The organism is Salinivibrio sp. IB574 (assembly GCF_001996205.1).
In the GTDB taxonomy this organism is placed as follows: domain Bacteria; phylum Pseudomonadota; class Gammaproteobacteria; order Enterobacterales; family Vibrionaceae; genus Salinivibrio; species Salinivibrio proteolyticus.
The window spans coordinates 59601-82797 of the sequence record NZ_MUFN01000014.1 but is presented as its reverse complement, the minus strand read 5'-3'; the positions used below and the strand labels follow the sequence as shown (position 1 = coordinate 82797).

At 49.6% G+C, this 23197-nt stretch carries 21 protein-coding genes and 1 pseudogene; 7 read left to right on the top strand and 15 right to left on the bottom strand.

Features of this window, described 5'->3' with window-relative positions; all coding sequences use genetic code 11:
* Window positions 1–5: 5 nt before the first annotated feature.
* From BZJ17_RS08630 to BZJ17_RS08605, 6 genes are all read right to left on the bottom strand, one after another.
* Window positions 6–347 (bottom strand): metalloregulator ArsR/SmtB family transcription factor, encoded by a 342-nt coding sequence (locus BZJ17_RS08630; protein WP_021024015.1) that lies wholly within the window; start codon window positions 345–347, stop codon window positions 6–8.
* Between the two features lie 106 nt (window positions 348–453).
* On the bottom strand, window positions 454–1515 hold the full coding sequence (gene arsB, locus BZJ17_RS08625; protein WP_077640448.1) for an ACR3 family arsenite efflux transporter: 1062 nt from the start codon (window positions 1513–1515) through the stop codon (window positions 454–456).
* A 15-nt stretch (window positions 1516–1530) separates the two neighbouring features.
* A complete protein-coding gene (gene arsH, locus BZJ17_RS08620; protein ID WP_077640447.1) occupies window positions 1531–2244 on the bottom strand; it encodes an arsenical resistance protein ArsH in 714 nt (237 codons plus the stop codon).
* Window position 2245: 1 nt separating this feature from the next.
* Window positions 2246–2581 carry a metalloregulator ArsR/SmtB family transcription factor gene (locus BZJ17_RS08615; protein ID WP_077640446.1) on the bottom strand — a complete coding sequence of 112 codons (336 nt, stop codon included), beginning with the start codon at window positions 2579–2581 and terminating at the stop codon, window positions 2246–2248.
* A gap of 292 nt (window positions 2582–2873) precedes the next feature.
* The gene (locus BZJ17_RS08610) at window positions 2874–3443 is read right to left on the bottom strand and encodes a PIN domain-containing protein (RefSeq protein ID WP_077640445.1); all 570 of its coding nucleotides are present in this window, start codon (window positions 3441–3443) and stop codon (window positions 2874–2876) included.
* Complete coding sequence (locus BZJ17_RS08605) at window positions 3443–3892, bottom strand: helix-turn-helix domain-containing protein (RefSeq protein WP_198534131.1); 450 nt, start codon at window positions 3890–3892, stop codon at window positions 3443–3445. The genes BZJ17_RS08610 and BZJ17_RS08605 overlap by 1 nt, the downstream gene beginning before the upstream one ends.
* Window positions 3893–4462: 570 nt before the next feature.
* Here BZJ17_RS08605 and BZJ17_RS08600 point away from each other — a divergent pair.
* On the top strand, window positions 4463–4663 hold the full coding sequence (locus tag BZJ17_RS08600; protein WP_077456188.1) for a hypothetical protein: 201 nt from the start codon (window positions 4463–4465) through the stop codon (window positions 4661–4663).
* Between the two features lie 118 nt (window positions 4664–4781).
* Window positions 4782–5585, top strand: a complete 804-nt coding sequence (gene xthA / locus BZJ17_RS08595; RefSeq protein ID WP_077456187.1) for an exodeoxyribonuclease III — start codon at window positions 4782–4784, stop codon at window positions 5583–5585.
* A gap of 83 nt (window positions 5586–5668) precedes the next feature.
* Here xthA and BZJ17_RS08590 read toward each other — a convergent pair whose 3' ends face one another.
* From BZJ17_RS08590 to BZJ17_RS08570, 5 genes are all read right to left on the bottom strand, one after another.
* On the bottom strand, window positions 5669–6346 hold the full coding sequence (locus BZJ17_RS08590) for an ABC transporter permease (protein WP_077640444.1): 678 nt from the start codon (window positions 6344–6346) through the stop codon (window positions 5669–5671).
* Between the two features lie 6 nt (window positions 6347–6352).
* Window positions 6353–7093 carry an ABC transporter permease gene (locus BZJ17_RS08585; RefSeq protein ID WP_077456185.1) on the bottom strand — a complete coding sequence of 247 codons (741 nt, stop codon included), beginning with the start codon at window positions 7091–7093 and terminating at the stop codon, window positions 6353–6355.
* A 38-nt stretch (window positions 7094–7131) separates the two neighbouring features.
* Window positions 7132–7908 (bottom strand): ABC transporter substrate-binding protein, encoded by a 777-nt coding sequence (locus BZJ17_RS08580; RefSeq protein WP_077640443.1) that lies wholly within the window; start codon window positions 7906–7908, stop codon window positions 7132–7134.
* Between the two features lie 76 nt (window positions 7909–7984).
* A complete protein-coding gene (locus BZJ17_RS08575) occupies window positions 7985–8755 on the bottom strand; it encodes an ATP-binding cassette domain-containing protein (protein ID WP_069589359.1) in 771 nt (256 codons plus the stop codon).
* Window positions 8756–9328: 573 nt separating this feature from the next.
* Window positions 9329–10630 (bottom strand): hypothetical protein, encoded by a 1302-nt coding sequence (locus tag BZJ17_RS08570; RefSeq protein ID WP_077640442.1) that lies wholly within the window; start codon window positions 10628–10630, stop codon window positions 9329–9331.
* A gap of 353 nt (window positions 10631–10983) precedes the next feature.
* Between BZJ17_RS08570 and BZJ17_RS08565 the strand changes: the two are divergent.
* Both BZJ17_RS08565 and pflB read left to right on the top strand, forming a co-directional pair.
* Window positions 10984–12300, top strand: a pseudogene (locus tag BZJ17_RS08565) (DUF3360 family protein); the annotation flags it as partial.
* 148 nt (window positions 12301–12448) lie between these two features.
* Window positions 12449–14725, top strand: coding sequence for a formate C-acetyltransferase (gene pflB / locus BZJ17_RS08560; RefSeq protein ID WP_077456182.1), 2277 nt, complete (start codon window positions 12449–12451; stop codon window positions 14723–14725).
* 180 nt (window positions 14726–14905) lie between these two features.
* On the opposite strand, the gene BZJ17_RS08555 is transcribed toward pflB, so the two are convergent.
* Window positions 14906–16528: a methyl-accepting chemotaxis protein gene (locus BZJ17_RS08555; RefSeq protein ID WP_077456181.1), complete on the bottom strand. Its 1623-nt coding sequence runs from the start codon at window positions 16526–16528 to the stop codon at window positions 14906–14908.
* Between the two features lie 333 nt (window positions 16529–16861).
* On the opposite strand from BZJ17_RS08555, the gene pflA reads away from it, so the two are divergent.
* On the top strand, window positions 16862–17602 hold the full coding sequence (gene pflA, locus BZJ17_RS08550) for a pyruvate formate lyase 1-activating protein (protein ID WP_077456180.1): 741 nt from the start codon (window positions 16862–16864) through the stop codon (window positions 17600–17602).
* Window positions 17603–17655: 53 nt separating this feature from the next.
* Here the strand turns inward: pflA and BZJ17_RS08545 are convergent, their stop codons facing one another.
* A complete protein-coding gene (locus tag BZJ17_RS08545; RefSeq protein WP_069589352.1) occupies window positions 17656–18561 on the bottom strand; it encodes a LysR substrate-binding domain-containing protein in 906 nt (301 codons plus the stop codon).
* Between the two features lie 203 nt (window positions 18562–18764).
* Between BZJ17_RS08545 and focA the strand changes: the two genes are divergently transcribed.
* Window positions 18765–20222, top strand: a complete 1458-nt coding sequence (gene focA, locus BZJ17_RS08540) for a formate transporter FocA (RefSeq protein WP_077456179.1) — start codon at window positions 18765–18767, stop codon at window positions 20220–20222.
* A 92-nt stretch (window positions 20223–20314) separates the two neighbouring features.
* Here the strand turns inward: focA and BZJ17_RS08535 are convergent, their stop codons facing one another.
* Together BZJ17_RS08535 and BZJ17_RS08530 are read right to left on the bottom strand one after the other, a co-directional pair.
* Window positions 20315–21502, bottom strand: a complete 1188-nt coding sequence (locus BZJ17_RS08535) for an MFS transporter (RefSeq protein WP_077640440.1) — start codon at window positions 21500–21502, stop codon at window positions 20315–20317.
* 230 nt (window positions 21503–21732) lie between these two features.
* Window positions 21733–22398, bottom strand: a complete 666-nt coding sequence (locus BZJ17_RS08530) for an energy-coupling factor ABC transporter permease (protein ID WP_077640439.1) — start codon at window positions 22396–22398, stop codon at window positions 21733–21735.
* Between the two features lie 172 nt (window positions 22399–22570).
* Here BZJ17_RS08530 and BZJ17_RS08525 point away from each other — a divergent pair, with 172 nt between their 5' ends.
* A complete protein-coding gene (locus tag BZJ17_RS08525; RefSeq protein ID WP_069589346.1) occupies window positions 22571–23071 on the top strand; it encodes a YfbU family protein in 501 nt (166 codons plus the stop codon).
* Window positions 23072–23197: the final 126 nt, after the last annotated feature.

Sequence of the window (23197 nt, the reverse complement as noted above, 5' to 3'; positions counted from 1 at the left end):
CTCCTTTACACGCAGCAGGTGGGGCGTGACGCCATTTTGGCCAGCCGCGTGATATCTTCTTGATAAGTGTCTTTTAGGCAGTTGGAATCAACTAACCCCTGAATTTGTTTGCGCATCCAGCCGGGTAAGTCAGCGGCTAAGCGATAAAACACCCATTGCCCTTGGCGCGTATCAACCAACACACCACTGGCCCGCAGTTGCGCCAAATGACGTGAGATCTTCGGCTGCGAGGTGTCCAGCGCTTCGGTGAGCTCGCACACACATAACTGCCCTTCACGGGCAATAAGCAGTAAACATCGCACGCGCGTTTCATCGGCCAATAATTTAAAAAACTGATGAGGCAACATAGGCTCTCTCACTACACTCCGCTAAATGCATATATGGATATACGCATATTAATAAACCTAAGCCGGCATGCAACCCTCACAGACAGGGATTCATAAAAGCTTCATATTAAGTCGTATAGCGTCGCTTCATTCTTAGCGCGACATTCACCAAGGCAATCAACACAGGCACTTCCACCAGCGGCCCAATCACCCCTGCAAAGGCTTGATCTGAGTGAATACCAAACACCGCTATCGCCACCGCAATGGCTAACTCAAAGTTATTGCCGGATGAGGTAAACGCAATTGACGCATTGCGGTCATACGGGATCCCCAGTTTTTTGCCCACAAAAAAGCTAATAAAGAACATCAGCACAAAGTAGCTTACTAGCGGCACGGCAATGCGTAACACATCAAGTGGCAGCGCAATAATCGCTTCCCCTTTGAGGCTAAACATCAACACAATGGTAGCCAACAGCGCGATTAACGTCATCGGGGAAATACGTGGCAAAAAGACGTCTTCGTACCATTGTTCACCTTTTTTAGCGACCAGCACGGTACGTGATAGATAGCCCGCCAAAAAAGGGATACCCAGATAAATCAGCACACTTTGTGCGATATCCCCCATGGTCACATCCACCACAAAACTTTGTAAGCCCAGCATGGGGGGTAAAACGGTGATAAATAGCCATGCCATCACACTGTAGGTCAGGATCTGAAATAAGCTATTCATGGCCACCAGTGCCGCGCCATACTCTTTATTACCGCCACTGATATCGTTCCACACCAAGACCATAGCGATACAACGGGCAAGGCCAATCAATATCACTCCCGCCATGTAGCCTGGCTCATCACGTAAAAACAGCACCGCCAGCGCGAACATAAGAATGGGACCCACGACCCAGTTCATAATAAGCGACAGCGTGATGGCTTTTTTGTCGCGCGTAACCGAGCCCAGTAAGCGATAATTTACTTTCGCCAGTGGCGGATACATCATTAAAATCAAGCCAATCGCCAGCGGCACATTGGTGCTCCCGACCGATAAGCGCTCACTGAGGGTCGCCACTTCTGGATAAATCCACCCTATACTGACCCCAATGGCCATAGCGAGGAAAATCCACACGGTTAAATACCGATCGAGCCATCCCATTTTTTGCGCGGCCGACGGTGCACAGGTATCAGATTGAGTCATCGCGATATTTCCTTTTTATATCTGACGTTGATTGACACGTGCTGATAGTTCATCGGCACTCTCAACGCGCTCAGAGTAGCGATCAACGAGATAGTCTTTGTTGTCACGAAGTAAGAGCGTAAATTTCATAAGCTCTTCCACCACATCAACAATGCGTTGATAAAAAGGCGATGGCAGCATCCGGCCTTGTTCATCAAACTCTAAATAGGCTTTGGGCACTGATGATTGGTTCGGAATGGTAAACATACGCATCCAGCGGCCGAGAACACGGAGCTGATTAACCGTATTGAATGATTGGGAGCCCCCACATACTTGCATCACTGCGAGCACTTTGCCTTGGGTTGGTCTCACGGCCCCAAGACTTAGAGGCACCCAGTCGATTTGGCTTTTCATGATACTGGTCATCGAACCGTGTCGTTCAGGCGAACACCAAATCTGCCCTTCAGACCACATCATCAGCTCGCGCAATTCCGCCACTTTCTCATGTGAAGGATCTACACTATCGGCCGCCGGCAATGCGCTAGGATCATAAATCCTCGCCTCGGCCCCCATCGCCGTCAGTAGGCGCGCCGCTTCCTCAACCACCAGTCGGCTGTATGAACGCGCCCGCAAGGAACCATATAGCAGCAAGATACGAGGGCAGTGGCTCGAGCGCTGAACAGCAAACTTATCAACCGACGGAATATCAAACGCATCGGCCGTGATATTTGGGAGTTCGTTATCATTCATATTATTGTTTTTCCTCACAACAAGTCTGGTTTAAGGCCGTTGGTTCAACAGGTGGCAACATGGCAGGATTGTGTTTTACCGTGGTCAGTAAAATACCGCGCATCCACTCCGGTAAAGCTGGATGCAACCGGTAATAGACCCACTTACCACGACGCTCTCCTATCACAAAATCATGTTTACGTAGCTCCGCCAAATGTCGAGAAATCTTGGGTTGACTCAGGGCTAACGCCTCCATCAGATCGCATACGCATAACTCACCATGCTGTGAGAGTAGCAATAGGGAGGTCAGCCGAGTGGGCTCGGATAAGGCTTTGTAAAAAGTGAGTGTGTGACACATCTGCATTTTCTCTTTTCGACATATACGATAAATCATATATGTGAAAAAACATATGTCAATTAAAATACTGAGCCATGATAACCATATGAAAATAATAGCTTCGTCAAATTTTTGATTGTTTGCTCATGAAAAAGTGAACGCGAATTCAACCGCGAAGTACAACACCCTCGTCTGCAGCCTGGCATAACTTTTTAAAGACAACTCGGCTTTACCAAGCAACCTTCGCTGAGCGTTGCGTGGTAGGTATAACGCTAGGCAAGCACTGACGCTTAATATTGATGTACGAACTCGACTAAAGCATGCAGCTGAAGCTTCTTAGTTTTGAGACAAAGCTAGGCAGTTTTTGCCGTTGCAAACAGGCTAAAAAGTCATCTGAAGTCATGGGAGGCTTCTTCAGGCCATGCCTTTGTTGTTGAGCAGCCTTAACGCAAGCGCTGCTATCTAGTTCAAACATGTCGCATAGGAATTCGTCTGGATGTATGGCAGATAAACCAAGTGGATCAAGTGCCTCTGAAGGGAAGTCTTTTAAATTGAAGGTGATGATAGACTCTGCTTGCCCTTTAATGGCAGCGGCAACAACATGTCTATCATCTACATCAGGTAACGTTAACCCGTCTATTAGTGGCTCATATCCTTCAATCAAGCAGTCAGGAACATGCGCATTCATCAACTGTTTGGTTCTCTCTAATCGTTCTGGGTCGATATCTGGATTATTTTTGAGAAGATTTCTGATCCATTCATCATGTATTTGTTCTGTCCATCGTGCTCTAAATAACCCCGTGTTGGACAAATACATCAAATAGCTACGAAGCGGCGCGGGGTACATAACACATGCGTCTAAAATTACCGTATAGGATGTCATCAATACCCCATATCCATTTCTTGATCTAATGCTGATAGTTCAGCAAGTGCTGCTAGCCGTTTATCTTCTAAGCGATTCTTATATGCCATCAAATCGGCATAGGCCACCTTCCTACGGTTACCTTTACGACTATATGGGATCTCATTAGCATCAAGCAGCTTGATAAATGTCGGACGAGACATATTGAGCATGTCAGCCCCTTCTTGCGTGGTAAGCTCAGCATGAATAGGGGTAATACTCACTGAGTTACCATGGCCTAATTGCGTCAGCACCTCAATCATCATGTTTAGTGCACTTGATGGAATAGTGACTTCATGACTCTGACCAGACTTATCGACGACATGAATTTTTTGCGCTTCACCATTGGTTTCTATAACGGCTGATAACGCTTGGCTACTAAGCTTAGCCAGTGTGATTTCTTCGGCACTTGGCAGTGTTGTCATATTCATCGTATTTTTCTCGGCTTCGATTTCAGGCGGTATAAGCCTATGTACTGTTCAGTATCTGAAATATTCGAAAATTTGTCAACATTCGAAATTTTCGAAAGACATTCAAACGCTCATTGCCGATTGAGTCGAACACGAAACATGAAGGCACCGGGTTTCTAAAAAGCCCTTTACATCCGCATAAAATGCTGTAGTGTRACTAAAGCTCTAGWTACGGAGCATCAAAAGACATCAAGTCAAAGTCGAGACAGACCACGCTATTTCCCGCATAGACTCTCTGCAGTAATCCACTTTCGCTTTTTTCCTAGATTGATAACCCGTTAACCACCCCTTTTGCTATCACTCATTGGTGGGTATCACTGTATTGATGGTGTTCGCTCATTCCAAAGGGACCGACGCATTTGCGCGGCTCATGATGGATAACCACTGAGGGGGCAGAGCAATAATCATTTAACTCACGGAGATAAAATATGGCCGCTACTAACGGCAGACTGCGTCACTGGTATCATTTACGCCGTGCGCAAACACAAACGAAAACCGCTAGCAACACAAATAAAACAGTAAGGAACGCCATTGATAGTTAACTTTTCACTTCCTAGCCTCGCCAACTGGCAGGTCGCGATTCATCAATTTAATGGGGATATTATCCTCAAGCACTTGCTCCATCGCCTACCGACATTATCCCAACCGACGCTACAGTTTGATCCTTGCACCGAGCTTGGCACCATTTTTAGCCAAGGCGAATGCTTGGGTGAGTTTTCTCTCGCACACTAACGCTTAGCGCATATCGCACGTTTCCATAACCGGTAGAAATAGAGGCCGCCTTTCCGTTCATTGAACGAAGCTGGTAAAGTGTCTTGCTATTAACAAGACAACAAAGGCAGCCTCACACGTGAAAATCATTTCATTCAATATCAATGGTATTCGTGCTCGTTTGCATCAATTGCAAGCCTTAATTGAAAAACATCAACCTGACGTGATCGGATTACAAGAAACCAAAGTCCATGATGACGCCTTCCCGCTCGCGGATGTCGAAGCGATGGGTTATGAAGTGCACTTTCATGGCCAAAAAGCCCATTATGGCGTGGCAATGCTATGCAAAAAGTCCCCTATCAGCGTGCAAAAAGGCTTTCCCACTGATGACGAAGACGCCCAACGCCGGATGATCATGGCGACCTTTGAAGACGAAAACGGCAAGCCAATTACTGTGCTCAACGGTTACTTCCCGCAAGGGGAAAACCGTAGCCATGAAACCAAATTCCCCGCCAAGCGTAAGTTTTATCAAGACTTAATGACCTATTTAGCTGGCCGTGATCCCAGTGAACAGTTGGTGGTGATGGGCGATATCAATATCAGCCCGAAAGACGATGACATCGGCATTGGTGAGCAAAACGCCAAACGCTGGCTACGCACCGGTAAGTGCTCTTTCTTACCCGAAGAGCGTGAGTGGCTGGGCACTCTGATGGATTGGGGGTTTGTTGACACTTTCCGTGCCCTGCATCCAACCGTGAACGATCAGTTCTCGTGGTTTGACTACCGCTCACGCGGCTTTGACGATAATCGCGGCCTGCGTATTGACGTGATTTTGGCCACCCCAGATCTAGCTAGCCAATGTATTGATGCCGGCATTGACTACGAGCTCCGAGCGATTGAAAAGCCATCAGATCACGCACCGATTTGGGCAACCTTTAAGTAGGCCCCAAGGCACACGCGCTGGTTAAAAAAACGCCGCAGATGATCAGGTGATCACTGCGGCGTTTTTATTGCAGATTGAGCCGATTAGCTAAGCGGCCTTAAATGACGTAGGAAGCGGCGCTCTGCTAGGCGGAACATCCAAAGAATGCTAAAAGTCAGCGCCATATAGAACACACCCGCAGTCAAAAACGACTCGAACGGCGCATAGTAGCGAGAGTTAACAATCCGAGCGGCACCGGTTAAATCGACAATGGTGATAATCCCAGCCACCGCTGAGCCGTGTAGCATAAACACCACTTCGTTACTGTACGCGGGTAACGCACGACGCATCGCACTCGGCAATACAATGCGCGAAAAGGCTTTATAAGGGCTCATGCCATAAGCGATCGCCGCCTCGACTTCCCCTTTAGGAAGGCCATTAATCGCGCCACGAATGATTTCCGCTGTATAAGCGGCTGTGTTGAGCACAAAGGCCACCAAGGCGCAGAACCAAGCATGCTGCCACAAGGTATCTTCAACATTTACTACCTGACTTAAGCCGTAGTAAATCAGATACAACTGAATTAACAGCGGTGTACCCCGGAAAAAATAAATAAACGCCCACGCGGGATAGCGCCATAAAGGAAATTGCGCGTTGCGTGCTACCGCTACCGGCACCGCCACTACTAAACCAATTACCAATGCCAGTGATACCAGCCATACAGTGGTCCACAATCCCTCGAGGTAGATGGGCCACGTTTCCAGAACAAGTGAAAAATCCATAAGCACCTACCGCGTGTGAATACTAAAGCGACGCTCCATCCAACGCAGTCCCGTGGTCGATATACTGGTGAAGAGCAAAAAAATCAGCGCGACAGTAAAATAGAAGGTAAATGGCATTTGGGTGGATCCGGCCGCCAACGCGCCTTTTCGCACCATGTCATCAAGGCCAATAATCGACACCAGCGCGGTGGTTTTAAGTAGCACCAGCCAATTGTTACCGAAGCCGGGTAACGCGTGACGGATCATCTGCGGCAAAAGAATACGGCGAAACGCTAAACTGCTGCTCATGCCATAGGCACGTGCCGCTTCCATCTCTCCTGAATCCACCGCCATAATCGCGCCACGGAAGGTTTCCGCCATGTAAGCGCCAAAGATAAACCCGATGGTTAGGATCCCGGCGATAAATGGGCTGACATCGACGTAATCCGGCAAATAAGACGTCCACTCATGGCTGGGGTTCTGGCCTGCCATATACTCATTAATCCACTCATTCATCCCATACAGGCTGTTATTGAGTAGCATTTGTCCGCCATAAAAAATCAGCATCATCAAGACAAGGTCAGGGATACCGCGGATCACTGTCGTATAAAGGGTGGCCACACCACGCAACGTTGAAAATTTTGACAGTTTTGCCAACGCCCCGAGCATACCCAGCAACATGGCAAGACCTAACGAGAGCAGCGCAACCTGAAGGGTCACCCATGCACCTTCGAGCAGGGACCACTCGTAACCTTTCAAATCAATCATATGATTCGGGCAGCACTTTCATGCTGCCCGCCTGCCTATTACTCGCCGTATACGTCGTAGTCGAAGTACTTGGCTGCAATCTCGTCATACACGCCTTTTTCGCGTAACGAATCGATCGCTTGGTTAAGCTTCTCAGTCAGCGCTTTATCTTGCTTGCGTGTCGCAATGCCAAAACCTTCACCAAACCACTCAGGATCGGTTAATGACGGACCAATAAACTCAAATGCATCACCGCCTTCTTTATCAAGCAGGCCTTGTTGCAGTGCTGACGCATCGCCAAGAATCGATTCGATACGACCTGCTTTCAAATCAAGGTAAGCTTCATCGAAAGTGCCATAGCGAACGATATCGACCGCATCGCCATAGTTATCCGTCAGGTATTTATCATGGGTGGTTGCGCGCTGAACACCGATTTTAACGCCATCTAACCCCTCTTTGGTAAAGGTCAGATCCGTGCCTTTTTCGGCCACAAATTTGTTCGGGATGAGGGCGTACTTGTTGGTGAAATCGACTTTCTTTTTACGCTCTTCGGTGATAGACATCGCCGCGATGATCGCATCGTATTTACGCGCCAGCAGTGACGGAATGATCCCGTCCCAATCTTGCGCGACGATCTTACACTTGGCCTGCATTTCCTCACACAGCGCATTGGCCATATCGACATCAAAACCTTTGAGATCACCTTCGTTTGTGGTCCAGCTAAAAGGAGGGTAGGCGCCTTCAATACCAAAACGTACGACCTTCCAATCCTTGGCTGCAACGGAGGTTGACCCAACCGCGGCCATCACGGCGGCGGCAACTAGCCATTTTTTCATTTTCCTTTCTCCTGTCGTTATTACGATGTTGTGCGGGCTACGCCCATTTGCATGGTTATGCTATTGATATATTTAATTAATAGATGGATGAGATAAACTGCTTCAGGCGTTCTGATTCCGGGGCATTAAACAACTCTTTCGGGTCACCCTGCTCCTCAACCAACCCTTGATGTAAAAACATCACATGATTCGAGACATCACGTGCAAAGCTCATCTCGTGGGTAACCACCAGCATGGTGCGTCCTTCTTCAGCCAGTGAACGCATCACTCCCAGCACCTCACCGACTAACTCAGGATCCAGCGCGGAGGTTGGCTCATCAAACAGCAAAACTTCTGGCTCGACGGCGAGTGCACGCGCAATCGCGGCACGCTGTTGCTGACCACCGGATAAATGGCCTGGGTAGTAGTCGCGCCGCTCATACAATCCAACGCGATGCAACAAGGCCTCAGCTTGTTCAATGGCTTCAGCCTTGGGCACCCCCAATACATGAACAGGCGCTTCAATGACGTTTTGCATCACCGTCATGTGTGACCAAAGATTGAACCCTTGAAAGACCATGGCAAGACGCGAGCGAATGCGTTGCACTTGTTTGTCACTGACGGGAACAGGCTCACCAGCGCGATTGTTTTTCATTTTGATCAACTCACCATTGACCCAAATTTCGCCACCGGTAGGCGTCTCAAGTAAATTGATACAACGCAGAAAGGTGCTTTTCCCGGATCCGGAAGAGCCAATAATAGAGATAACGTCGCCACGGTGGGCGTCGAGAGAAATGCCTTTGAGCACTTGGTGCTGCCCAAAGCTTTTTTTGAGTGACTTAACCTGTAGCGCTACAGCTTCCGTCATGCGCTAGCTCCTATCATCCATGAAATCTGTTGTGTTTACGTACTGCCCACATCAAATGCGCGCTTATTATTACTCACTGCTGGGTGAGTGCCTGGCTCCTCACCATCGTTGGTGATTAATTCGACATCTTGCAATCGAAAATATCACCCCTCCACCTGATGAGCAACATTTTGTTAACCTTGAAAAGGGAATTATTATAGTCAATATTATTGCATAAAAAGTCAAATGCAAAATTTACTGCTGAAAAAATAACCAGAACATTCGCCACATCGATATCGTCGACATACCAACACAGTTACAACTGTCATCTTTCTCTACCCCGCTCCCAACAGCCAACCGTCGGCAGTATGTGCGAGATACACAAGGGCGAACGTGCGATATCGTTTAACAATAAGCATAGCGCAGCGCATTGTTTTTAAGGAAATAAAGTCGGCACTGAATAGAAACCCATACTCTCACGCACGGGTTGTGAAAGCTTTTCAGTGTTAATGCGCACCAAGAAGTAACAAAACTGTGAAGGGGCGAACGCTAAGACCATGATGGCAGACAAAAGCGCCCGCATTGTAAGACAGGTTAGGAGATAGATAGATCAGACAAGCTCGCGCGACCTGCTTTAAGTAATTCCAATGTTTCTCGCCATCGTTCTGCCAAGCCTGAGGTATCCCTTGCCTGCCACTCATTTAAGGCAAAGTCAGCCAACGCATAATCTCCCGCTTTGATGGCGCTAATAGATAGCCACTGCCAAAGCATCCTATCTTCTTTTAGACCATGAGAAAGCGCCACTTGGGACGTATCAATCACCTCTTGCCAGCGCTTGAGCTGATACGCCAACATCACTTGCAGCTTAAGGGTTTGTTTATCAGGCGCGCTTAGGTTGATCTCGCTGACCCGATTAAGTGCCGCGACACGCTGGTTGTCTTGTAGCAGACACTGCACCAACAGCAGTTGCTCATCTCGTGTAGGAACGCGATCCAGTTGGCTTAACCCTTGCTGCCAATAAGCCAGGGCTTCTTGAGGTTGGGTTTGTTCGAGTTGCTCTAACGTCAACGTGCGATATAAAGCAATATCGGCTCTCGCTCTCGCTAAGTATTGACGGGCTTGAGAGTGCGATCCGACATGGGCATGTGCTCGCGCAGCCTGAGCCAACCATTTCGGCGCAACATCGTCTTGCTGAGCCAATACATCAAAGGTACGTGCCGCGGCGGAAAACTGCGACAAGGCCATTTCGCTCAACCCTTTGGTTTGCAGAGTAAACGCATCCGCATTACCGCTCTTTTGTAGTCGCGACGCATAGTCTATCGCCACATCATAGCGAGATAATGCGTAAGCAGACTGCATCGCCAAGCGGCTGGCATGCGGCAGTAATTCATGGTGGTCGGCCATTTGCCGCGCATAACGGAGCACTTCATCATATTGCTTAACGCGGTAGGCTAAGGTAATCACTGCTGATAAGGCGTCCGCTTCGCTGTCTTTACTTAATGCGTTGAGCGCGAGTGCCTGACGATAACTGCGATACGCCTCTGCCCGTTGCTGTAAATACAAATGCGCTACGCCTTGCAGGCGCAACAGCTCGGCACGCGCCGAACTATCCAGTGCTGCATCATCCTCCGCGGTCAGCAACGTTTGGCTATTTTGCAACGCCTGCTGATACGCCCCTTGTTGAATCAGACCACTGACTGCGTCCACACTGGCGGCTTGTTGTCCGTACGCGGGTGCCAACACCAACATACTTGCCAGCATACAAGCGTGAATCCCCTTACTCGAAAAAGCACTTCCTAAGCTCGAAATCAGTCGCCGCACCAAACTTATCCATTGTTCAACCATGATGGGATGACTATAACGTAATTTTTCTTTGTCAGCAGCGCTTGCCGTCATGCTGTCTACATTCCTTGGCGTATGATCGCGTTCCTCGCGTCAGTCATCCACTTTCATCCACGATATTCGCCTGTTTTGTAGCACATTTTAGGCGTGATTTTTGGTAAAAAAATTACAAAACTCCGACATGGGTGGCTTTTTAGGCACATTTGGCGCGCTAAAAAGCGCCGATAACCGGCCGTGGCACGTAAAAAAATTACACGGTAATGATCTAAGTCAACATTCAGAAAATCCTCTATTGTTAGCATGCTGATAACGAAACAGAACACGGCCACAAGGCCAGCGTACAAACACTATAAAGACTGGCTAAGCCACTGTTTCGAAAGCTTTTGCTTTCTGTAGACGAGGAAATTATGGCAACACATGCTCAAGACCGCAGTGTGAGTCACGAAGAAAAAAGCGAATATCAAAAGAAGCACAAGCCGGCTTCATCGTTCGCCTCCCGCGCTGACTACCTGAATCACGAACTACAAATCATGCGTCCGCGCCGCTGGGGGCTAAACCTGCCCGGCCGTGACTTCCGTTTTGAACTTGAAGATCTTGTTCCCGCGCTAGCAGGTACCATCGGCATCATCGCAATGTATTCTGCGGTAATGATGTCATGGGCTGAGGGGCTTACCGCAGCGTGGGATCACATCACACTTGGTAAAGCATTTGCTGTCGAGGTTGCTCGCGTAGAAATGTTGATACCGGCTTTATTGTTTTGTGTGTTACTGTGCGGCTTTATCAACCCCCGCGCGAACTTAGCCGGTAACCACGGTCCGATGATCCCATTGGTAGGAACCATCGCCTTGGCCGGTGCTCACCCACTTGCTCTTGGTATTCTGATCGGTGTATTTGGCCTGACCTTAAGCTACCTCAAAGGCGGATCCAAACTGGTGAACCTCACCAGTCAGGGTGTGGCCGGTGGTTTGCTGATTTTCCTCGGCTTTGGTGGCGCAAAAGGGCAAATTGAGAGCCTGTTAGCATGGGGCGCAGAGATCAACATGGGCTATGTCTCCATCTTGATCCTTGCCGTGTCGATTGTGATTTATGCCTTCTTGGCACGGATTGGTAAGCGCTGGCTGGCGATCCCGGTGTGTGCCATTACTGGCGGTTTAATTGCTACCGCGCTAGGTGCGGGCTCGTCGTTAGAGTTCGTCACCCAACCCGGTATCCCGAACCTCAACCCTGTGTACTGGTGGGGATCGACTGAACAAGGTTGGCAGCTAGGGTTGCCTAATGTATCGCACTTCTTAGCGTCATTGCCATTTGCTTTGCTCGCGGTTGCGATGTGGTCGCCAGACTTCCTTGGTCACCGTATTTTCCAGGAACTAAACTATCCTAAGAAAGCCGAAAAAGTACTGATGGATGTGGATGACACCATGACAGGCTGCTCAATTCGCCAAATGGTCGGCGCCTCTGTGGGTGGCGGTAACATCACCTCATCATGGGGCACCTATATGATCCCGGCCGCGATTGCTCGCCGCCCTATCCCAGGTGGTGCCATTATTCTCGGTTTACTGTGTATCGGTGTGGCTTTGATTGGTTACCCAATGGACGTTGCCACTTGGCCTCCAGTGATGACTATTGCACTGCTTTCAGGGGTATTCCTGCCCTTGCTTGAAGCTGGTATGCAGATGGTCAAAGACGCCAAGTCAAGTCAGTCAGCCGGTATTTGTATTTTCGCCTCCATGGCTGTAATAACTCAGCCCCGCTACGGGCGGGGTAATCCGGATTTAAATCGATGGGTCGCAGGCGTCAGCCATACTGACAAACACTATGACTGAACCTGGTCCCGATAAACTTCTTTTTGAAAAGAGTACAGGTAGGTGCAACATGTCTGAGCACGTTTCTAATGCATGGGAAGGATTTGTTGAAGGTAACTGGAGCAAAGCCGTTGATGTTCGCGACTTTATCCAAAAAAACTATACCCCTTACGAGGGCGACGAATCATTCCTAGTCTCTGAGCCAACTAACGCGACTAGCCAGCTTTGGGCTCGCGTGATGGAAGGCATCAAGCAAGAGAACGCGACGCATGCACCGGTTGACTTTGATACGTCTGTGGTTTCTACCCTGACTTCTCATGACGCCGGCTACATCGAAAAAGATCTGGAAAAGATTGTTGGTCTACAGACTGACGCGCCGCTAAAACGCGCCATGCTGCCTTACGGCGGTATCCGCATGGTAGAAGGTTCTTGCCACGCTTATGGCCGTGAGCTTGACCCACAAGTGAAGAAAGTTTTCACCGAGTATCGTAAAACCCATAACCAAGGCGTTTTCGATATCTACACCCCTGAAATCATGAAGTGTCGTAAGTCTGGCGTATTGACTGGTCTTCCTGATGCCTACGGCCGTGGTCGTATCATCGGTGACTACCGTCGCGTCGCGCTATACGGTATCGACTTCTTGATGAAAGACAAAAAAGCGCAGTTCGATTCTCTGCAAGAGAAATTCGAAAACGGCGAAGATCTGCAAATGACCATGCAACTGCGTGAAGAAATTGCAGAGCAGTACCGTGCACTGGGCCAACTTAAAGAAATGGCAGCGAAATACGGCTGTGATATTTCTCGCCCAGCAGAAAACGCGCAAGAAGCCATTCAGTGGACTTACTTTGGCTACCTCGGTGCAGTGAAAACCCAGAACGGTGCAGCAATGTCACTGGGCCGTACGTCAACCTTCCTAGATATTTATCTAGAGCGCGACATGGCCGCTGGCAAACTGACTGAAGAACAAGCGCAAGAGCTGATCGACCACTTCGTGATGAAACTGCGTATGGTTCGTTTCCTGCGTACGCCTGAGTATGATGATCTCTTCTCTGGCGACCCAATTTGGGCAACTGAATCAGTAGCCGGTATGGGTCTGGACGGACGTACTCTGGTATCTCGTACCAGCTTCCGTTTCCTTAACAGCCTATACACCATGGGCCCAAGCCCAGAGCCAAACATCACTGTGCTTTGGTCTGAAAAACTGCCTGAAGGCTTCAAAAAATTCTGTGCCAAAGTGTCTATCGATACCTCGTCTATCCAGTACGAGAACGATGATCTGATGCGCCCAGACTTCGAGTCAGACGACTATGCCATTGCATGTTGTGTATCACCAATGGTGGTTGGTAAGCATATGCAGTTCTTCGGTGCTCGTGCCAACTTGGCGAAAACCCTGCTTTATACCATCAACGGTGGTATCGATGAGAAGCTGAAAATCCAAGTTGCGCCTGAACACGCACCAATGACTGACGAAGTGTTGGACTATGACAAAGTCATGGACCGCATGGATCACCTGATGGACTGGCTGGCGAAGCAATATGTGACTGCCCTGAACAGCATCCACTTCATGCACGACAAATACAGCTACGAAGCGGCGCTGATGGCACTGCACGATCGTGACGTACGTCGTACTATGGCGTGTGGTATTGCAGGTCTATCCGTTGCGGCTGACTCACTGTCTGCGATCAAATACGCAAAAGTGAAACCTGTTCGTGACGAAGACGGTATTGCAATCGACTTTGAAATCGAAGGCGAATACCCAACGTTCGGTAACAACGATGAGCGTGTTGACCAAATCGCTTGTGACCTGGTTGAGCGTTTCATGAACAAAATCCGTTCACTGAAAACATACCGTGACGCTGTCCCAACACAGTCTATCCTGACTATCACCTCGAACGTGGTATACGGTAAGAAAACCGGTAACACACCAGATGGTCGTAAAGCGGGTATGCCTTTCGCACCAGGTGCTAACCCAATGCACGGCCGTGACGAAAAAGGCGCAGTTGCGTCGCTGACTTCTGTTGGTAAGCTGCCATTTGCCCACGCCAAAGACGGTATCTCTTATACCTTCTCTATCGTGCCAAATGCTCTGGGTAAAGATGAAAACACCCAGCGCGCTAACCTTGCCGGTCTAATGGATGGTTACTTCCACCATGAAAGCGGTCAAGAAGGCGGCCAACACTTGAACGTGAACGTGATGAACCGTGAAATGCTACTCGACGCGATGGAACATCCTGAGAACTATCCTCAGCTGACTATCCGTGTTTCTGGTTACGCGGTACGTTTTAACTCGCTGACCAAAGAGCAGCAGCAAGACGTCATCACTCGTACCTTCACCTCTTCACTGTAAGAGATGATCAAAAGCCCTTCGCGCAAGAAGGGCTTTTGAAAAGAAAAAACCGCCGGCAATGCTGGCGGTTTTTGTTTATCACCTGTTACCCTTTAACGATTTAGTCAGCAACGCATCTGTAACCCATCTAAGTTCCAACCAAGGCACACCCGTTGCCAGACTCGCTCGTTTACTCAGGAGCTAGGCCACCTCAAAGTGATCGAGTTTGCTATCCAACTCTCGCGCGGAATCAGCCAATAGCTGGCTTTGTTCGGCAAGGTGAGTGGCCGCACCGCTCACTTCATTGGCCGAGTTATGAATGTTACTCACATTCTGGTTCATTTCTTCCGAGACAGTGCCTTGCTGCTCTGCGGCCGCCGCAATTTGCACCACTCGATCGTTAGACTGATACAAGGCCGCTACCATGTCTTTAAGCTGCTGCTGAGTTTCGAGCGCTGTCGCCACACTTGCTTCACTGGATTGATGGCTCGAAGTCATCGCTTCGGCTGCTTCAATCGCGTTATTGGTCAGCTCCTCAATGGTGCCTTGAATTTCAGTGGTCGACTTCTGGGTGCCTTGCGCCAACGAGCGCACCTCATCGGCAACCACCGCAAAGCCACGGCCTTGCTCACCCGCTCGCGCCGCTTCAATCGCCGCATTCAATGCCAACAGGTTGGTTTGCTCAGAGATGCCTTGGATCACTCCCGCCACATCACTGATTTGCATCACACCTTGTTTCACTTGGTTCACTAGCTTATCGGCACTGGCAATACGCTCCGCCACCTCGCGAATACTCGCCACCGTACTGTCTAATTTGTGGTTACCCACTTCGGCCATATCGGCAATTTCATTGGTCGCTTGAGCCGTTTGCTCTGCATGGTCAGCCACATCCGCCACCGTTGCCGTCATTTCGTTCATCGCTGCTGCCAGTTGCTCCAGTTCAGCACGCTGCGATTGGATACTTTGCGCACTTTGCTCGCTGGCCGAGGCAATCGACGACGCCATAGTGGACGATTGTTTGGCTTCATCATGCGCGATACGTAACGCTTCACGGACGCTGGTCATCGCCGTATCCATTCGACGTGCCAATTTGCCGATTTCATCCTCGCGTGTGTAGCCACATTGTACGCGCAAATCACCACCGGCAATTCGGTCAAATTTCTCCACCAGCTCATCAAGCGGCATCACGATATCACGGCTCACAAACGCGCCCGCCACCAATAAGATCACCGCCGCGATCAACGTCATACCCGCGATCTGCCACGCTGAGGTAATAAACTGCTCTTCAATATCGCTGACGTGCACGCCTGAACCAATGATCCAATTCCAGCCATTTACGCGCTTCACGTAAGAGATTTTGGGTTTTAACTCTCCTTCTGGCGAGCGCCACGTATAATCCAGCACGCCACCCTCCGGCGGCTGACTCACTTTTACCATTTCACGCCAATGAAAGCGGCCATCACCGTCGGTGATCGCACTCGCACTGGTCCCGTTCAAATTCGGCTTGATGGGATGCGTTACTATGGTGAGATCAGGCTTCAACACCCAAAAATAGTTATCGCCGTCGTAACGCAGTTTATTTAACTGAGCAATCGCCTGCGCCTTGGCGGTTTCTTCACCCAATTGCGCCGCTTGCTGGCGATAGTAGTTCACCACACTTTCAGCAACCTCCACGTTATTACGTAACGAGGCAGTCCGCTCGGTATACGCTTGGTCTTTTTCTTTTGAAATGGTGTAAGCACTGATTGCGCCAAGTAATGCAATGGCGACTAACATAAGTGCAATTAGCTTGTTCTTTACCCTTAAATCACTAATTTTTTTCATTATTGATTCCCAACTTTTTCGGCTTCAACACGTCAACGCAGCAAGCCCTCGACGTATTCACACACATCCTTACCCGTCCATGTCAGTTTTCTCGACGTGTTGCACGTTAGTTTGGGCAGACATAAGAGTTACCTCAATATCGATATGGTTTTTTCCTCGGTGTGATCTCATTGTGATAAGACCAAAAAATGGAACTGTGATCTAAGTTGGTAGGCACTGCAAACGGTGATTCAGACAACTTACAAAATCGCGAAAAAGACGCGAATTCCCTTACGTTGAGGCGGGGTTTTGTAATAAAATAACGACATAGCAATTCGCAGTCTGGAGACACTTATGTCGGCAGTTGGTCGCATCCACTCGTTTGAATCCTGTGGCACCGTAGATGGCCCCGGAATCCGTTTCATTGTCTTTATGCAAGGCTGCTTAATGCGGTGCAAATACTGTCACAACCGTGATACATGGGACACGCATGGCGGCAAAGAAGTCACCGTCGATGAAATCATGAAAGATGTGCGTGCCTACCGCCACTTCATTACGGCATCGGGCGGCGGTGTGACCGCCTCAGGGGGAGAAGCCATGCTTCAACCTGAGTTTGTGCGTGACTTTTTCCAAGCCGCGAAAGCGGAAGGGATCCACACCTGTTTAGATACCAATGGGTACGTGCGTAAACACACTCCAGTGATTGATGAAGTGTTAGACGCCACTGACTTGGTGATGTTAGATCTCAAACAACTGAATGATGAGATCCATGAGAATTTAGTTGGCGTATCAAACCGCCGCACGCTCGACTTTGCCAACTACCTCCATAAAATTGGCCAAAAAACCTGGATTCGTTACGTGGTTGTCCCGGGTTACACCGACGATGATGACTCCGCCCACCGTCTCGGCCAGTTTATTAAAGAGATGGATAACATCGAGAAAGTGGAATTACTGCCCTACCACCAGTTGGGGGCGCATAAATGGGAAGCACTCGGCTACGATTACGAGCTGCAGGACGTTGCTCCACCATCTAAAGAAGTGATGGATAACGTCAAAAACATCATTAGTAGTTATGGGCATACGGTCACCTACTAATTAAACCGTGGATAGACCACGAATAGCCGGCCATTTTGGGCCGGCTTTTTGTATTACATATCACGGCGACGCGCTTTGGTCATCCGTGTCGCTTCGCGAATAATGCAGTCGCGTAACGGGTTCGCTGCCGCATCCGCGCGCCAAATAAACGAAAGCGTCCGCCGCATATTCAGCTCAGGTACATTCAAAGCCACCAGCTCGTCGCGCTCGATCCATTTCTCTACGTCCAAGTAAGGTAAGCAGCTGAGATAACTCGAGTTTGCGACCAAGGTTCTTAGCACAGGCACTTGCTCATACTCGCGGCGCACATCTAGATCTTCAATCACACCGTGAATCGCACTATCAAAGCTATGTCGCGTCCCTGCGCCGGGTTCACGTAACACCCATTGCGCCTGCTCGAGTTGCGCCAAGCTAACGTGATCAAGCTGCGCATAAGGGTGATGCTTTGCCGCAACCACGACAAGATGGTCATGGCACCAAACTTGTTGCTTTAAGCGGCTATCGTCACAACGCCCCTCGATGATCCCCAAATCATGTTGATACTGGCGCACACTGTCGATCACCTTCTGGGTGTTTTTCACCGTAAAGTCGATTCTAAGCTCTGGAAAGTCACTATCAATAATACTGATAAGGTCAGGAATAAGATGCTCGGCCGCCGTTTGACTGGCAATTAAGGCAATATCGCCACTGACCACATGCTGGCCGTCAAACCCTGCTTCAATTTGCTGCGCATCAAACAGTAACTGGCGCGCCTTCGGACGTAGCCACGCTCCCCAGTAGGTCAGCTGCATTTGCTTTCCCTGCCGTTCAAACAGCGGCCGACCCAATAATTTTTCCAACTGTGACAAAGCCATACTGGTTGCTGATTGCGTCAGTGCCAATTGGTCGGCGGCTCGACTCACACTGCCACTGGCTGCAACCGCTTCAAAAACGGCTAATTGCTTCAGTGAGTAGCGCATGTTTTTTACCCTTCTACGATGCCTGATTTCAATGACACCACACTATCAACTTTTGTGATTATTACCCTAAGCAATATCAATTTTACTCCTTATATCGCGCCGTTTAGTCTGGATGCATTCACAATCCGTCTAAAAAGGAGTACAACCTGTATGTTGATATGTCTTAGCCCTCGGGCAGAGTGTGCCGCCAGAGGAGACAGCCAATGGTGAGTGCAACTCAAATCAAAAAGCCCGAAGGACCCGCGGCGTTACTCGCTCAAGCTGAAGAGTATGCGGTGAGTAAAACCCGCAAATCCACCCGGATGGCGATTGGGCTTGCCATGATGGCCGGTTTGTTTATCGGGTTGGCATTTGTGTTTTATCTCACGGTTACCACTGGCAGCAACGCTGGCTGGGGGATCACCCGCTTGTTGGGTGGATTAGCATTCAGTATGGGCTTGATTCTGGTGGTACTGGGCGGCGCAGAATTGTTTACCAGTACCGTGCTCTCCATGCTGGCGCGTGCCAACGGCAAAATCTCAACCGCGGGCTTACTGCATACTTGGGCGAGAGTCTATCTCGGCAACTTACTCGGCGCCTTGTTGCTGGTGTTGATCGTGATGACGGCGGGGTTATATCAGCTTGATGATGGCCAATGGGGACTCAACGCGCTGCACGTTGCCCAACACAAGCTCCATCACACGTGGATCCAAGCTTTTGCACTGGGTGTGCTTTGTAACTTGCTGGTTTGTCTTGCGATTTGGATGACGTTTACCTCGCAAAACCCACTCACCAAAGCGGTGATGGTGATCTTGCCCGTGGCCATGTTTGTCAGTACCGGCTTTGAGCACAGCGTCGCCAACATGTTTATGGTGCCGCTGGGCATGAGTATTGCCACCTTTGCCCCTGACAGTTTTTGGCAGGCGGTGGGAGCCAGCCCAGACGCATTTAGCGATTTAAATTTGGCCCGATTTATCAGCGCCAATCTGATCCCTGTCACCCTTGGCAATATCCTTGGGGGCGCAGGACTGGTCGGCATGGGCTACTGGCTAATTATTAACCCTGAAAGAGAAAAGAAAACAGCGCAGATTGCTTCACTCGCTCTGCCTTCGGCTTCCTATTCTGAGAGTGCGATTATGACCCAAGAAACATTAACCATCGAAAAACACATGAAACCCGCTCAGTGCGCATTGAACGCACGCCAGTATGTTGCCGATGCACTAGAAAAGCTTAACCAATATCAGTTATCCGGCGCACCGGTTCTCGACGATGACGGTGATCTGGTAGGCTTTTTCTCGGTACAAGATGTTCTCGTCGACCTGTGGTGGAACGATTATCAGCCGGATATGGATGCCAAAGTTGAATCCCTGATGCGCACCGAGGTACAAACCGTGGATGCCGAGCAATCAGTGATTGAACTGGCGCAATATATGAGCATTGATAACAAAGTAGTTTATCCGGTCAGCGATACCGGGATCGCCACCCACTTTACCAATCAATCCGCGCTAGAGCGTGCGAAAACACAGACGGTCTCGCGCCCTTACATCTATCCAGTGATGCGCGATAATCAGCTGGTTGGCGTGATTACCCGTGCCGATGTGGTCCGAGCGCTAGCGCCCTTATATGGTAATGCCATGGATATCTTGCCAGCAGACGCCAAAGAAGGACTCGTCACCGCGTAACAGACAGAGACGCTAAGCCTCATACAACAACGCCCCAGCCAATGACTGGGGCGTTTCTTTATCGTTTGTTGCCTTATCGGTTCTGAGCGATGTTAAGCCGCACTGAGGTCGGGCATTTGACGACGCTCTTTTACATACATTACCAACATATAAACCGCCGTACTTAACAAACAAACGGCTAAATAGGTCATCAAACCATTGGTGCCAGAAAACGCGTTATCTGCCAGCAACGGGCCTGATACGGAGCCGACGCTATACGCGAGCAGCATTACTTCGGTGGCCGCCACGATTTTCTCAGCGGCCAGCCCGACACAGGCATAGGTAATCGCCACAGGATAAATCGCAAACACAGCGGCACCCAACACAACTAGTCCGATACCCATTTGCCATTGACTGCCCGCCAAAGCAATTAAGGCGACAGCCGCAGTGCCAATCACACATAGCCATGTCATCAGCAGCACTTTACTCATTCTTGCCGATACCAGACCAATAACGGGCTGTACGGCCATCCCGCCGACAATGACGAGCGCCATCATAGCGCCCACTTGTTGGTGATCACTGACTCGCTCAGCCAAATACAGTGGTAATAGGCCATAAACGGCACCGAGTGTCAGTCCAGACACCAAGCAACCAATATAGGCCGCTTTACGCAAAGATTTGAGCGAGCCTAAACGTGCACTATGGCCTTCCTCACGGCGAGGTTCCCCATGACGTGCAAACAAAGGCACCATGATCGCAAGCGTAATCAGTCCACCAATAAGCCAATAAGGCTGATTGCCAGTCACGCCGACATAGCCCACGCCGAGCTGCCCTAGAGCATTACCACCGTACAAAGCCGCCATGTAAAAACCTAATCGCTTCGCACGCTGGCGATCAGAATCGGCCATCAGTAACCAAGACTCAACCACCACAAAGACACCGGCAATGGCAACACCGGCCACAAAGCGCGCAAGCAACCAGACGCCCTGCCCTTTAATCGCCGCCATGGCGGTAATGGAGAGCAGCACAATACCCAAAAACATCACCAGCGCACGGCGATGCCCCAGCGTCGCAACAATACGTGCACTGAACGTCGCACCCAATAACAAACCGGCGTAAAACGCACTGGCTAGCCATGCGGCTAGATGCGGCGCCAACCCCAAAGGTGCAAGGGCAAGCGGAATCAAGCTCATCAAATAGCCACTGGCAATCGCAAAGCCGGTTAAACTCACCAACGGCACCCAAGGGAAAGCCGACGGAGTCACGCAACCACCATGAGACACAGAGGAAGTCTTGTTCATTTAAGTACGCTCATTATATTGGAGAAATCAGGCACGAACGGGCCGAGACGCGCGCACTATGACGCCGCTTTTCGCCAAGGTAAAGCGAGTAATTTCTTTGCTGATGATAAAAAATTTTGATGGAAGGATTCACGGGCGCCTATAGATAAAAACGCCATAAAGTCAGAGAGATAAACGTAACACCTGCCCGCTTTTTTTAACGACTTTGTCAGCAGGTGTCACGTCTTTTTTTATCGCTCAGGCGATAAATACTCGCGATCATAAAAGGTGCGTAACCAATGCGGCCGATACACCGCCATCACGGTCACCGCCATCCCATTTAGTAGCGCTTCAGGGAACCACATCAGCAACGCAATTTGCAGATAATTGTGCACAATTTCTTGCCAGCTATAACGGTCCGCCGCCCAATACCATAGCGAACTCACCGACAGCTGAAACACAATGGTCAGCGCAGCGCCCAAAAAAGCGGCAATAAAAATGTAGATAAATAAATGGCGCGTTAAGTAATGATAACTCAGCGCAAAAATGGCATAGCTAAACAGAATGGGGAGCACGGCTGTGGTCAAGGCCGTCATACCAATATCGCCAAGGGGCACAAACCCAAACACCGCCATAAGCGTCAAAGGCACCGTGGTAATCCAAATGGCGATTCGCCAGCCGTGGCACAGAGCCAGTGTCGTGACACCTAAAAAGTGGATATCGAGCCCTTCTTTGATCCCTGCTTGCAAGGCCCAAAGCACAAACAGTACAACCGCGGACGAAAACGCCAAATGCTGGTAGCCAACTTCCTGACGGAGTTTAGGGAAAAGCTCCCGTGGGTAAGTGACATAAAGCACCGCCACAAACACAATCCAACCCAGCCATTGCCAGCCACTTAGCGCGGCTAAATCACTCATATCGCATCCTTACTAAAGGCAAAATCAACAATTGCACATGAGCGGGTGAAAAACGTGCTACGGACATGGTCCAGATCAAGATTTGCCCATCGCGCAACTGATAATCTTCTCTTATTGTTTGTCATCTTTGATAGACGCTATTTTACCTTTATTAGTGAAGAGGCCAACCGCGATGGATATGACCCCTGCTCAACGTCTTATTTTATCTAACCAATACCAATTGATGTGCCACCTCGATCCCTCAAACAGTGAAAAATATCGCCGTTTGCAGACCATTATCGAGCGCGGCTACGCATTACAAATGGCAGAGGTGATCAGTCAATTTGAAGCACTGTGTGAAACCCAGTGCCGTGAAGTGATTGATATTATGGAAATGCACCACGCAATGCAGGCCTCTTACAACCTATTGGATGACGCTAGCCAAGCCGCGTTGTCACCACGCCGCGTCCAATTCTGGGGCTTTGATGCCGCCACGGAAGGCGCGTTAGTGCACTACGTGCGCTTCTTGGTTGATACCGAAGGGCTATATACCCAGTTCGATCAAGGCGAGCATCGCTTTAATAGCCAGATGCCCATGCTGGAAAAATACCGCCGAATGCTTGAAATTTGGCGCCACTGCCCGCGCCAATTCCACTTAAGCCTGACCGAGATTGAGCGTATTCTCAACGCGTAATGTCTCGCCGCTGAATCTCAGCATCAAGCCGCCTGATTGGGCGGCTTTTTGATGGATTGTCCCCTTGGTTGGCTTATCTGGCTTGTCGAACCGTTAACAACGCCGTACCCTAAAGCGCATCAAAGC